This window comes from Paenibacillus sp. yr247, from assembly GCF_900103825.1.
Taxonomy (GTDB): Bacteria; Bacillota; Bacilli; order Paenibacillales; family NBRC-103111; genus Paenibacillus_E.
In genome coordinates this window covers 381,588-396,315 of the sequence record NZ_FNIF01000001.1, presented here as the reverse complement: position 1 = coordinate 396,315, position 14,728 = coordinate 381,588, and the positions used below count along the sequence as shown (strand labels likewise).

Genomic DNA, 14,728 nt, shown 5'->3' with positions numbered 1-14,728 from the left:
AAAATTAAACGCAAACAATTACGAGAACATCAATTTAATGTTCTTCCAGAACAATACGGCTCCCGCGACCCGATGGCTCCGCTGGCTGGACGATTAATTTACGGGATAGGCGAGCTCGCAGCTCGGGTACGTGGGAAATGACGCCTACCGCTAGGCTATCCATGTGAAGCTTCTCAAGCGCACCAATGACCATATCCAGCAGATCTTGGTCAAGCGTGCCAAAGCCTTCATCGAGGAAGAAGAATTCCAGAGGGTATTCCCCCTTCAGCTGAATCTGTGCCGATAGGGCTAGCGCTAATGCCAGCGAGGTAAGGAATGTTTCACCACCCGACAGCGTGCTAACCGGGCGCTTCACGCCTCCGTTGGCATCATCACGGATGACAAAGCCACCACCCGAGTCGACCTCAATTGCATAACGTCGACGCGTCAATTCACCCAATCGCTCCGAAGCTGCGCGACTGACCTGCATGAGCTGCTCTTCGGCAAGGTACTCGACGAAGGCATTGGCTTTGAGCACGGCTTGCAGCTTGCCAAGCCTTTCCAGCTGCGTCGCCTGCTCAGCACGGCGCGCTTCGAGCTCGCACCACCGCGCATGCCGCGTGGCGAGCTCGCTCGCGCCTTGCGCCGCCTTGGCCCGCGTCTCGAGCGCAGCCTCGGCGCCTGCCTTCGCGGCGCTCAGCTGCGCTTGCGTCTGCGCCCACTCGTCCGCGCTCAGCACGCGGCCCTGCAGCTTCGCTGCCAGCTGCGCCAGCTGGGCGCGCAGCGCCTGCTCGCGCTCGCGGTGCTCGGCCGCGAGCTGCGCCCACTGGCGGCGCTGCTCGGGCGCCAGCGCCGCGGCTTCTGCGGCTTCGCGTGACGCGAAGCCGTTATCCGCGAGCGCGCCATGCAGCGCGCGCTCGGTCTGCGCCAGCTGCCGCGCGGCGGCAGCAGCGGCTTCGGCGGCGGCGCTGTAGCGCTGCGCCGCCAGGGATTGCTCGCGCTGCGCGGCAGCGTGCGCGAGCTTGGTTTGCTGCGCGAGCTGCCGCAGCTGCTCAAGTGCGGAGGTCGCCTCCGCGATGAGCTGCGGCACAGCCGCGCCGGGCGCCCGCAAATCGAGCTGCCGCGACTTGTCAGCCGCGAGCTGAGCCAGGCCCTGCAGCCGCTCGTGAAGCTGCAGGGCGGTGCGATCCTGCTCCAATGCGGCATGCTGGAGCTCGTCGATCTTCACTAGCAGCACATCAAGAAACGGGATGCTCTTCTCAATACGGCCTCGTAAATCCTCAGCGAGTCGTTCGTTGGCGAGCAGCTGCTCAAGCTGTTGTTCAACAGCCTCCCATGATAACTCCGCGAAACGCTCCTGCCAGCGAATTAACTGCTCACCTAGCGCCGCCTTTATTGCAGTCAGCCTGCTATCCGCTTCCGTTAACAAGCTCGCTGCCGCTTGCTGCTGGGCACTGGCTTGTACAACCTGCTGTTCAAAGGCTGCCTGCTCTTTCAGCAAAGATTGAAACGAATGTTCAAGCTCATCGGTTTGGGAAATACAGGAAGCCGCTCTTGCCTCCATGTCTTTCCATTCCATGCACAAAGCTTCAAAACTGCTGTCTTCTTGAAGCTCTCCAATCATCACGGCTGAGCCTTCTTCTTTCCCAGCAGCCGCCTCCCCCCATGTCATCGGCGGTTGTCCACCTGAGCCTTCACCTTGTTTTAGTCCAGATGCATACTGTGCAGCCAAATCAACGGCCTGCTGATTGACCGTCGTCAATCTACGCAGCAATTGCTGGTGGGTGAATTGACGCTCTTTCGCCAGCTGAAGCAGCTCATCTCCTTGCCGAAGCAGCTTCTCTGTTGCATCCGTTTCAAACAGATTTACACCCTCAGTACTTTCTTCACCACGATGCCTGAATGGATGCTCGATCGCCCCGCACACAGGGCAATGTTCCCCATCAACCAGTTCACCAGCCAGTATCGCAGCCAATGCATGACGCTCTTGCATTTTCCAGTGCTGCTTCTGTCTCTCCATGCAAACTTGTAAAGCGGGAATGAACTCAGTGAATGCTGCGCTTTGCATTTGAACATCAACACCGATTTCATGTGATTGCTTCAGCCATCCCGTCAGCTTCATCTGAAAAGATTGCTGTGTGGCTGCCAATAGCAATTGACTTTGTTCCACAGCAGAGTGCGCGCCAGCTTTACCTTCCTTGGCCTTCTGAGCTTCAAACGCTTGAACTTGAAGCTGTTCAATCGCCTTTTTCTCTTGAACCGCAGTTTGCAACAGCTGTCTGAATGCCGCATTAGTCTCCACCTGCTTCAGTTGGTCTTTCAGCTCGGTTTGCTTGAGGATTGCTTTTTGTTTCGTTTCTATATTTTTCGTCACTTCAGTCTGCAAGAGCGTTAAAGTCGCCTTCACTTCAGTTTCATGCTGCTGAGCGATTTGTATTTGCTGCTGAATTTGCTCGAGCTCCTGCTGGATAACGAGAGCCTGCTGTAGTTGGTCCAAACGAAGTAAAAGCGGCCCTTCCTGTAACGCCAGTTCTTGCTGCGCATGTTCGAATTTTTGAGTGGCTTGTTGGTACGTTGTTTCCGCTGACTGCTGACTCGCTACTGCGTTTGTAAGCTGCGTTTGACCAGTAAGTACGTCTTTTGAAGCCAAAATATGCTGCTCCAGGTACGGTCTGACCCTTTCGGCTTGCTCCGCCTTTTGAAGAAGCAGCTCTTTCTCCCGGATTAGTTCCTCTTGTCCCTGCAGCTTTTGCTTCTCAAATTCAAGCGCCGCATTCTCTTGCTGCCATTGAAATATTTGCTTTTGTTCGTCAAAACGTTTTTCCTGCTGTTCTAGATGAATACGACTTCTAACCGCTTCTTGCTCCGCTTCCCGGAGTCTGTCATTCGCCTCTTGCAGCGCTTTCTCCGAAGCATCGCCAAGTCCCTGCTGCTCAGCTGCAAACTGCTTCACGGAGCTGTCCGTTTCTTTCACTTTGGAGCTAACCTTCGCGCTCAGATGATCTCCATACTGTTCAAGGTGGAAAAGCCTTTGCAGCATTTGCCTGCGATCCTTGCCCGTCAATGTCAAAAATTCTGCGAATTTCCCTTGCGGAAGTACGACGGCTCTCGTAAAATCCTGCATAGACAGCCCCAAAATGTGCTGTATCTGCTGATTCACCTCACCCGCTTTGTCCGCTAGTACGACGGTTTCATTCTCTTTGATATGTAAAAGCCGAGTAATCGTTCCGTTGATGGACATCTCCGTTCCACGCTTGAATTGCCGTTCAACATGGTAACGCTCTGTACCTGCCGCATTCGTAAGCTCAAACGTAAAAGAAACAAACAACGTCTGCTCCGCATGGTTCATAATCGCTTGCGTGCCTCCGCTAGCCCTTTCTACTTTTCCATATAACGATAGCGTGATCGCATCCAGAATAGATGATTTTCCACTGCCCGTCGGCCCAAATATGCCAAACACGCCTGCATCCACCAATTGGCTAAAATCGATCGTCTGTAATTCCCGATAACTCTGAAGCCCGGACATCTGCAACTGAATTGGACGCATAATGAAGTCCTCCTTTCAACAAAAACCTTTATTAAGTTCCTTAAAGTTATCCACAACTACTTTCTGGGCATAAAATTAACTTCTGCAAGCAACTACATCTAATGCCCCGGTCCTTCATCGTCCACCGCAGTCCTCCGAATTACTCCCCAGCCGCATCCGCCAATTCCTTCTCCTGCAGCAGCTCTAGAAATAAACGAACCAACTCTGGTTCAGGCTGTGCACCGCCAGTTTGACGCGAGTAGAAGCGTGTAAAGTGCTCCTCCATCGACAGATCAGCTTTGGGAACGGCTGCTCTGACAGCCTCCATCTCCGGATAAATCGGGCGAATATGGATGAAGCCATCGTATGCTCTGCGCAGTGATTGAATCTGTTCAATCGACATAGCTTCTGTCATCGTGATTTCCAGATCAATCCATGCGGAAGCATCACGGCGTTCATCCAACCATTGGTGTACCTGCCCTATGCCTTCTTTGGCTTTCCAACTCACAAGTGGACGGCCCGAAGTTAGAAAAATCTCCTTAGGCTCCGCCACCTGCCCTGGTGCTAGATCAAGCACCGTGACCGATTTAGCTTGTCCTGCTTCCGAGAAGCTGTAAACGATAGGTGAACCACAGTAACGGATGGGAGAGGCTGCTTTCACATTTTGCGGTCTATGTAAGTGGCCAAGCGCAACATATTGCGCCCCAGCCGTCAGGGCAGTTGTATCAACCGTATAGGCGCCACCTACTTGGATAGGACGCTCGGATTCCGTTTCATGACCGCCGAGAACGTATAAATGACTCATGATCAAATTCACAGTATCTGCTTCAAAAAAAGCAGCCTGCTTGCGAATGAATGCCCCGACACGTTCGGAATATTTACTGCGCAGTATTTCCTCCTCCGCTACATCCGAAAGCAGTTCCTTTAAACGCGATTCCGATGGATACGGCAGTGCGATTAAACGAGCTAACTCCCCTGTTCTGGCGACACCGATCGACTGAATATCGGATATAGGCAACCCGATAAGCGTGATGCCTTGTTTAGCTGCAAGCGGGCCCGAAGCGGCAAGCCGATCCGGATGATCGTGGTTGCCCGATATGATAGCTACATGACGCTTACCGCCTTCAGCCAATCGCGCAATGCTTTCATAGAAAAGCTGCTCCGCTGCAGCGGGAGGATTGACGCTGTCATAAATGTCTCCTGCAATCAAAACCAAATCGATGGCTTGATCTTGAACTATTCGTATGAGCTCATCTACGAAAGCAGTCTGTTCCTCCAAACGGCTGCGCCCTTCCAGTGTTCGGCCAAAGTGCCAATCGCCCGTGTGTAAAATTCGCATAACTCATCCCCCAACTTACATCTCCAATAATTTCGCCCCATCAAAGAAATATAGAAACTTCCCGCTTACAGGACGCTTCCAAATATGTTCCACGGCTCGCGTATACAGCGATATTTGCTTCTCGTAACGCAGCCTCAGCTCCGCATCACTGCTTCCCTTCACCGCATCCGTTTTATAATCAACCAGTACGAGCCCCAGCTCGTCTTCGAATAAACAATCGATAACCCCTTGGATAAGCACCGTCTCACCTGTCGTGGAACGATCTGTTCCCGTGTATACCTCATCCGCAGGTAAACCATAGCTGAACGGAACCTCTCGCTGAACATTCGCTGCTTGTACCATCCGTATCCCAATCTCTGTCTGGAAAAAGCGCAGTACAACTGGAATATCTACAACATCACATTGCTCTAGCGTAAGTGTTTGTTTGTTCAGCATTTCCGCGAGAGTTGCCTGTATACTTTCTTCTGTCGGAACTTCCTGAAGAGAAAGGTTTTGCATGACGGCATGTACAACGGTACCTTTCTCAGCCGCAGTTAGCTGTTTCTCTTCCATGAATCTGGGCCTTCGCCAAATAGAAGCCGTTGGTTTAATACTTCCAACTGATGCGACCAATTCACTTAAAGAAGCAGTATCTGTTGCAGATGGGAATTCCATTTCTCCCGCAATACGATTAAGTTCAGATAAACGCTTCATTTCCGACACAGTCGTTTTAGCAAAAAGCTTAGGCGCATCCGGGTATACATACTCCCAAGAAAGCCGCGCATCCAGCCATTCCTTCCATACGCCGCCTGTAGGTACAGACTGAATACTACGAATGCCCTCCAAACGATCAGCATTTGGTACTAGGCTCTCATCTTCCAGCGTTTCTTCCATGTTCAAGCTCTCAGGTGTAATCACCGTCAACTTCCACTGCGAAGGATCTTGAAGCAAACGCACCCCAGAGGATGCCTCACTAATGCCAATTCGCTCTCTCCAAAGTGTCGCATCCGGATGACGAAGCAGGGCAGGTCCGACCCAATCGAGATAGCTTTTTGCTTTAGCCAGTTCAAAATCTGGCAAATACCAATCCGTCCTAGACAGGTGACGCCCCCAACCACGCAGTAGCTTATCGAGCGATTTCACAGTGCCAAGTAAATACAGCTTCTCTCTCGCTCTTGTTAGAGCTACATATAAGACGCGCATTTCCTCCGCAAGCAGCTCCAGCTTCATTCGTCTTTTAATCGCTAAGGAAGGTAATGTCGGATAGCTTACACGTAAAGCCGTGTCTACAAACCGCGGACCAAAACCAAGCTCTTTATGCAGTAAAAAAGCATCGTTCAAATCCCGTTGATTGAACATTTTGGCCATGCCTGCCACGAATACAACAGGGAATTCCAGTCCCTTGCTTTTATGAATCGACATGATGCGGACGACATCTTCTTGTTCACCGAGCGCACGCGCTGTCCCTAGATCGCCGCCACTCTCTTTCATCCTTTCGATAAAACGTAGAAAACGGAATAATCCGCGCAAGGAGGTGCTTTCATATTGTCTCGCACGATCGTACAGTGCTCTTAGATTGGCTTGTCTTTGTAATCCCCCCGGCAAACCGCCAGCGAAATCGTAATAGCCCGTTTGTCTGTAGATGTTCCAAATTAAATCTGCTAAAGAGCCTTGTCTAGCTTCATTCCGCCATTTTTCCAGAAGTTCTAGGAAAAAATTCAGCTTTTGTAGAAGTACTTCGTTATTAACTGACTTCTCACTCCTTACTAGCTTTAAGACAGACTCGTAGAAAGGCACTGATTTATCCGAGACCCGAATTTGCGCTAAATCTTCAGCCGTTAGCTGCACAACCGGAGATCGAAGTACAGCAGCCAACGGCACATCCTGATAGGGATTGTCGATGACTTTTAACAACGAAAGCATCACTTCTACTTCTGTAGCCGAAAAATAACCTGTGCTTAGCTCCGCATAGGCAGGTATACCTTGTTTTTTGAGTTCTTCTATGATGATAGGTGACCAAGCCTGCGTAGCCCGCAGCAAAATAACAATATCCCGATAGGTCGCAGGCCGATCGCCGCCTGTTCTTTTATCGAAAACCAGAAACACCTCCTGTCCCCCAGCACCCAGCAGCCCTCGAATATGGCGGGCAATCGTACGTGCCTCCAGCTGAGCTGTTTCCAGTTCTTGTGCTTCCAGTAAGGGATCAGAGGCTGCTTCGGTCGAGTTTCCAGATATATCCGGATTGAATTCCTGATCCTCAGCGTCATCAGTGAACGATTCACTTTTGTCCGAAGCATCCGTCCCACGGTCTACGAGCAGCATCTCCACCGAACAGTCTGAACCAGACGGCGGATAGCCCGCTCCATAAACGAGCTCAGCGCGCTCATCATAAGCGATTTCGCCCACGGTTTCATTCATCATTTGTTTAAAAAGATAATTCACCGCATCGACAACTTGAATCCGGCTGCGGAAATTACGCGCCAAATCAATTCTTCCACCCTCGGAAGTCGTTTTTGGCATTTCATCCTTATTAGAACGGTACGACTTATACTTCTCCAGGAAGAGACCGGGCTCAGCAAGGCGGAACCGATATATACTTTGTTTCACGTCGCCTACCATAAAACGGTTGCCAGGTTTCGTATTAGAAATCAATTCAACAATAGCTTCTTGCACGCGATTCGTATCTTGATATTCATCCAGAAGCACTTCGGCGAATTGTTTGCGATAGGCCTGAGCAGCCTCGGATGGGTACAATTCCCCAGGAATAGAGCCAGGTGCGCTAAGAATTTGTAAACAGTAATGCTCCAAATCGGCAAAATCGATCAAACCCTTAGCTTGCTTGGCCTCTTGATAACGATGTCCGAAATCAACAACCAGATCCACTAACGTGTGCAGCAGCGGAGCCATCTCGGCAATTTCCTGATGAAATTGTTCAGGTGTTCGACCGAACAGCTCTTCTTGCAGTTTGTTAATTTGCTCTTTGGCTTTATTGCGCAGCTCTTTAACTTCCTCTTGCAGCTCTTTGTCGTAGTCATCGCCTTTGCACGCTTTGAGCTTTCCAAACTCTACAGTCTGAAAACCAAGATACATGACAGACCACGGATAGGTGGTCGTTTCAAGCAAATTGTTTACGAGCAGCAAATCTTCTCGTAAATTATCCAAATACGGAGCCGGTCCGCCAGGCGAATCTGCGATTTGCAGCGCTTGTCGCAGCAAGTCGGCAGCTCCTTCCAACTCCAGAGACAAGTCGCGGATCAGACTCTGCTCCCAGATCGAATAGTCCGCGGGTGCAGACGTAGCGGCAACATAAGGCAGCGCCTCTTGCATAACGGAGGCCGCCTCTTCCGGCACCTCTTGCGGTGCGGGCGCTCCAAACATCGAAGCCGTCGCCCTGAGCCAGTACTCCGGCCATGGATGACTGCGCGACACATCATACAGCTTTTGAATAAGCTGCATGATCGCGTCATCGTTACGCTCGCCGCTGAACGAGTCGACCAGCCGCCAGAAGGCGCTATTCTCTCCGCTCGCGGCGTAATACTCCTCAAGCATGTCGCCGAGCAGGTCCTGGCGAAGAAGCTCGGCTTCCGTTTCGTTGGCGATGCGGAAGCCAGGATCTAGACGAATGAGGCTAAAGTAACGCTGCACAACTTCCAAACAAAAAGAATGCAGTGTCGTAATCGAAGCGCGCCCCATTAATGCGAGCTGCTTGCGCAAATGCTGCGAATGCGGCTGCTTCATCAGCTCTTTTTCCAGTGCTTCACGAATCCGATGTTTCATTTCCGATGCCGCAGCTTTGGTAAACGTAGCTACAAGCAAACGGTCTACGTCAATGGGTTCCCACTCATCCGAGATACGTCGTATAATCCGCTCGACAAGTACAGCTGTTTTGCCTGAGCCGGCGGCAGCGGCAACCAGCATATTTTGACCCTTAAGTGTAATCGCATCCCATTGATCATCCGTCCAAGTACTGCCGGGAGGCTTAGGTTGTTGTTTGTTCACTAATGTACACTCCTTTCTGCCTTAATCATCGGCTCACCTTTTGCTCCAATTCGGACCAGAGCTGATCTTTTCCCCGTTGTTTTAAGACTTGAACTTCATTGCCTTCAAACAAGGGATCAAATTGACAAATAGATTTATATGAGCAGTGCAAACAAGCTGTTTTTTTACCTAGACGGTACGGGGCAATATCGACATGGCCATCGGTAATGCTGGTTCCTATCTGTTTAACCTGTTTCCGCACATATTTACGGAGGGTATCCCATTGTTCATCCGTTGCTACGGAAGAGCTTGAGTAGAAACTTCCGTCCTTCTTCAAAGCAACAGGAATAAGCTGAGAGTGACCCGCACTTTTAACCAGCTCATCGTCCATCAAACCAGCCACACCTGCATCAGCAGTGATTAAACCTTTCATTTTAAAACGTTTACGCAGCTCTTTTTCTACTGCGGCGGGATCAAGCGCATTTTTTTGCTGCAGCATTGGGTTATGTACATGGAAATAGAGGACGCCTGCCGGTTTCGCCGCAATACCCAGCCATTGCTCGGCATGCGTAATAATGACGTCCAAATACGTCAGCATCTGCAGAGAAAGACCGTAATACACCTCAGACAACTGTAAGGAGGTTTGACTAGATTTGTAATCAATAACGCGCAAAAGCACACCTTGCTCGCCATCCGCTCGATCCACCCGGTCGATTCGACCGATAATTTCCATGGTGCAGCCATTCTCTAACTCAAAGGTCAAAGACGGCAATTCTTTTCCCGGTCCAAAATCAATTTCCAGCCCAAGCGGCTCAAATTGCCCATGCTTCGCATGTTCACCGAGCACAACAGCAGCTCTTCCCACGACCTGCTTCAATTTTCTTGCAATGTACGCATACCTGCTTGAACTGAGTAATATTTCTCCTTGGAGCCTTGGTGCGAGCTCGTCCACTACTTGAGCGGAACGCTCCATGCATTGCTCCGCCGTAAGAGAGCCCCAGTCAAGCTGATCCTGCTGGAGTTTTTGGACAAACTGGTTCAAAGCGGCGTGGAACAATTGCCCGATATCCGGTGCATCCAATCGGTAAACACGTCTTTCTTGCAGTCTTAAGCCATGAGAAACAAAGTGGGAGAATGGACATGCCACATACTTCTCCATCCTTGAAACACTCGCTCGCAGATTTTGACCATAGAGAAGCTTACTTGTTGTTAAGCTGAGTCCCTTTTCTTTGTTCGTATATTGCAGCGCCTGAGCGAGGGATTGAAGCTTCATTCGCCATTCCGGCTTATCGACATACCAATTGTACGTTTCCCACCATAGGTCCGCCATTCTTCCGCCCAGCATCCAGTGCTTCATGCGTACAGCTAAATAGGAGATGGCCTGGTTGGGATGCGCAATATACTCCGCCTGCTCGCCTTCCGGCGTTTCGTTAGATGGTTCTGCAAGCAAAAGCGGGGCTTCAGTCCCCGGAAAAAGCTGGCGCATCTGCTTGATAAGTTCCGATGGCAGGAGGGATTTCCCTTCTTCATCTGCGAGTGGATAGCTCATCCACAGCCTTTTACCTGGCACCGTTAACGACGTATACACAATAAACTGCTCGTCCAGCAGCTTACGGAGGCTCCCATCAGCCATCGGCAAGCCAGATTCTGTCAGAACAGTCCGTTCCGCTTCCGTCAGGACCCCTTTTTCAGCCATTTGAGCAGGGATTACCCCATCGTTGACACCCAAAATGTAAGCATATCGAATTCCACTGGAACGTGTCCGATCTATGCTCCCAATCAATAATTGATCCATTGAAGGTGGCACTAAGCCTAACTTCATGCTTTCCATACCGGTCTCAATAAGTCCGTTAAAAAGCTCCAGCGTCAGGTCATCTTCCCCCATCGTCTCTACCAATTGATCCAGCATATCCATGACACTGTTCCACATTTGACCATGTTCGCGGGCTTTTTCTGGCTTTCCTTCACAGATCGCTTGCTGACTCCATGCCTCTAATTTCTCAGGAGCCTGTACCGTAACTAGAAGCTCATATAGAGCTTCAACTTGATCTTTAACGAAGTGAGCTTGCTGAAGGCGTTTGGAAAAGGCGAGGAGCGGCCTCACGACCCACTCTTTGCTTGTATTTAAGGATTCCAGTTCAGCCGTTTGCTCCTGCACACTCTCGTCGGCTTGCTCCAAATTGGCTCGGAATTTAAAGGTCCATGGCTTGCCGTCCGTCCATCTATACCCTTGAATGCCGAACGCTAATACGTAGTTTTCTAATTTATCAAGCTCTGTCCGCTGGGACGCTTCTTCGGATGGAATCAGCAAATCTGTTTTGACACAACGAAAAACGGCATCATAATGCCAATTGTGCTGCACAACTTCCAAAGCTGAACGAATAAATTCAACAAGCGGGTGATGAAGAACCGTCCGTTTTTGGTCAAAAAAATGAGGAATTTCGTAATCAGTCAACACCGCTTTTAATAAATCCTGATAGCCTTCCATGTTTCGCACCATGACCGCAATTTCACGCCACCGTACTCCTTGCTCGCGAACAAGATGCAGCATATCCCGTACGGCACCCTCTACCTCGGCACGTCGATGGACAGCCTCCGCAATGACTAGCTGATCATGTAATCGTTCGTTGGGCGCAGGCTTGTATCGCTGAGCACCTCCGCCAATACGCCGGTCAAAATTCCGTTCCAAATAGCCAAGAGCCGGGCTATCTTCAAAGCGCGGTGAGTTTTCCGGCGCCAAAAGATGAACTTCCGCTGCACCGAGGCCAAGCTGCCAAACGAGTTCTTGCATCCGTACCATCGTCGTCGCAGTAGGGTGAAACAAATCCAGTTCATCCGGCGTATCCCCAGCCTGCAGCTCCCGGTCGAGACAAAGCGTAACCGTCACCTGTTTACAAACGGAGAATAGTGCTCCTAGTACCGCAAACTCTTGCGGCGTAAAGCCATGAAAACCGTCGATCCAAACCGATGCTGAACGCAAATAAGCGGAATATGGAATTTGCTCCGCTAGCAGCGTCAAATAATCCTCTCCGTCCAAGTACTGACGGGATAGCTCCGATTCAAATTGGCGATAGATCAACTGAATGTCGTGCATTTTATCACGCAGCAAACCACTCTCTCCAAGCGCAGCAACACGTTTATTCTCATGCTCTTCCAACTGCTTTGCCGATACACAATACCGCTTCATTTCCGTAAAAAGCTGATTCAACCGGTCTACAAACCCCATTTGCTCAGCCGAATGCCCGAATAAGCGAAGCTTTTCTTTATGTTTATGTAAAATGCTCGTAAGAAGCAATTTTTTTCCTGTATCATCTATGGGCAGCCTCGCAGTGCCGCCTTCCTCTTGCATGACACGCCATGCCAAACGATGAAAGCTTAGCACCTGCGCTCGGATCATACCACGAATGCAAGGATCAGAGACAAGCGCATGCTCCGCCTGAAACGTAGCTTGTTCCGGTACTAATAAAATAAGCGGATGACCTTCTGGCTCTGCCGCCAAATGATGCTTTATCTCTCTTAAACAACGTTCACTTTTACCGCTTCCGGCTCTGCCGATCACGAATCGAATGGACATACAGGGCCTCCTTAGAGCTTTCCTTGGAAAGCTTGCTTCGTAAGCATATTCTTTGATTATATCTCTCCTATTCTATCATACTTTTGGTAGAAAAGAGGTGTGGCAGATGATGGGCTTCAACTTGCAAAAAAATAGCTGTATCCTGCTCATTTTCATGACCGAGAATACAGCTATTATTTGATATCTTTAATTTTATGGAAGGTGGAGCGCTGTTGGCATTTCACCCATATACACAGATTGTGGCCGGAAAATCCGGTTACAGCTTGCTTGTTCCAGTAAATGAGCTGTCCAGCCAACCATTCGACTAGGTGTAAAGTTTGGCGAAAATAAGGATGACGGTACAGATATCGCTCGCATAACTGCAGCGGCATAAAACTCCACATTCACATACAATTTCCTGCCAGGTTTATAGGAAGATAACAAGTCGACTGCCACCTTTTCAACGTGAATAGCCAGTTCAAACCACGAATCTTCCGATGCTAATTCCTTCATAATTTGTCTAAGCGCTTCAGCTCTTGGGTCGCTTGTTTTGTAAATGTGGCTGAAAAATACACTTATCTAAAGGAGAATTCCCCTATTGCGCTAAAAAGTTACATCTGTAAATGACAGTTCGGTTTCGCTAGGACACTTTCGCTTCTTCACCACTGAATATCGATATTGGCGGCAGACATTGGAAGGAACGTGGATCCACTATTTGGGCGAAAAACACTCAAATTCGAGATTTAAGAGGAACGTGGATCCTCTATTTTGTAGTTACTGCCTCTGGATAGTCTTCATTTCGCCAATTGACGTACTCCTGTTCCGCTAATCTAGAGCATATTTCACATATTAGAGATGTCGTTCTTTTACTTACTCTACTCAATTCATAACTCAGAAAAAAAAGCAAGGCTCAATAGCCTCGCTTCTCAAACTCATATCTGTCCAACCTTCTACTTACTCCGTACTTCAAAAATCGCGAATTTCAAATAATGGCCCTCGTCTACACCGAGGATGCGAGGGTGGTCCATGCCAGCTCCTCGGAACTCGACCAAACGCAGAAGCTTACCTGCATCAGTTGCCGCTGCGTGAATGGTCTCTAGAAACAACTCAGGGTGCATATGATACGAACAACTCGCTGTTACGAGATACCCGCCTTCATTCACAAGTTTCATGCCGTGCAAGTTGATATCCTTATAGCCGCGGCAGGCGCCTTCAACGGCGCTTTTGGTTTTAGCGAAAGCAGGAGGATCAAGAATAACGACATCCCAAGTCCGTCCGCCTGCGGAAACCGGCTTCGAAGTATCCACTTTTGCTTGACCACTGCCAGCGTGTGCTCGAATTTTTCGCTCGTCCAAGCCTTTAACCTGTGTACGTAAATATTCGAAAGCATCCGCGACCACAAACTCAACGCGTTCTTCAAAACCATTCAAAGCAACATTCGTTCTAGCGCTTTCAATGGCATGCTCCGAGATATCCAGACAGGTTACTTTTTTCGCGCCGAATTTACAAGCATTGAGTGTGAAGCTCCCTGTATGTGAGAAACACTCCAGAACGGAAGCGCCGTCCCAGTGTGGAAACGTAACGACTTTACCGTTCGCATTGACAGGAAGTTTCTGACTCCCGCCATCTTCTTCAACCACTTTAAGTTCAATACCGCTTCGATGGCCCCATCCTGTCATCAGGGGAGCGATGGCAGCGCGATTCTCTCTTTGGTCGAAGAAGTAGCCGGTTTTCTGACCTTCCTCAATATCAACTCGAATGCGCAGGCCATTTTCAAGAATATCGACATGCTTTGGACACTTTCCGTAAAGTAAGCCTTTGGTCTGTTTCAAACCTTCCAGCTCACGAACCGACACGTCACTGCGTTCAAATATGCCAGTCGGTTTTACGACCTGAACCAATGCAGCTACAATTTGCTCTCTGCAGCGATCCATCCCCATTGTGAGTATCTGAACAACGAGCGTATCCTCGAACTTATCTACAATGAGCCCAGGTAAAAAGTCAGCTTCACCGTAAACCAAACGATATGATTGCGCCCCTTTTACAAAGCGGCTGCGATGCTGTAAACAGCGTGTAAACCGCTCAACGAAAAATTCAGTTGTCATCGTTTCAAGAGGTTTATACGATACGATTCGAACCGTTATCTGGGAAGCTTCGTTATAATAACCCGTTGCCAAGTATTGGCCTAGATGCGTTTGAACAGGTACAAGCTGTCCTGGTTCTATTGCTCCATCAACACGCTCAATTTCACTTTTGTATACCCATGGGTGTCCTTGCTCCAAACGAGCTTTACGTTTTTTATGTAAAAATACTGCTGCCATTATGATCCTAGCCGTCCTTTGTGTGAAACCGTTCACCCTCATCAGCTTGCTTG

Annotated in this window: 5 protein-coding genes and 1 pseudogene; all 6 read right to left on the bottom strand. The window is 49.6% G+C overall.

What is annotated here, in order from left to right; all coding sequences use genetic code 11:
• Positions 1-34: 34 nt before the first annotated feature.
• The 6 genes and pseudogenes from BLT91_RS01750 to BLT91_RS01725 all read right to left on the bottom strand — a co-directional run bounded on the left by BLT91_RS01750 (position 35) and on the right by BLT91_RS01725 (position 14,675).
• Positions 35-3,526, bottom strand: coding sequence for an SbcC/MukB-like Walker B domain-containing protein (locus BLT91_RS01750; protein WP_090815962.1), 3,492 nt, complete (start codon positions 3,524-3,526; stop codon positions 35-37).
• A 139-nt stretch (positions 3,527-3,665) separates the two neighbouring features.
• Entirely contained in the window at positions 3,666-4,844 is a 1,179-nt protein-coding gene (locus BLT91_RS01745) for an exonuclease SbcCD subunit D (protein WP_090815960.1), read from the bottom strand.
• A gap of 15 nt (positions 4,845-4,859) precedes the next feature.
• Complete coding sequence (gene addA / locus BLT91_RS01740; RefSeq protein WP_090815958.1) at positions 4,860-8,822, bottom strand: helicase-exonuclease AddAB subunit AddA; 3,963 nt, start codon at positions 8,820-8,822, stop codon at positions 4,860-4,862.
• A 25-nt stretch (positions 8,823-8,847) separates the two neighbouring features.
• Positions 8,848-12,375 (bottom strand): helicase-exonuclease AddAB subunit AddB, encoded by a 3,528-nt coding sequence (addB, locus tag BLT91_RS01735; protein WP_090815956.1) that lies wholly within the window; start codon positions 12,373-12,375, stop codon positions 8,848-8,850.
• Positions 12,376-12,567: 192 nt separating this feature from the next.
• Positions 12,568-12,912: pseudogene (locus BLT91_RS01730) on the bottom strand (citrate/2-methylcitrate synthase); the annotation flags it as partial.
• A 392-nt stretch (positions 12,913-13,304) separates the two neighbouring features.
• On the bottom strand, positions 13,305-14,675 hold the full coding sequence (locus BLT91_RS01725; protein ID WP_090817189.1) for a class I SAM-dependent rRNA methyltransferase: 1,371 nt from the start codon (positions 14,673-14,675) through the stop codon (positions 13,305-13,307).
• Positions 14,676-14,728 lie beyond the last annotated feature (53 nt).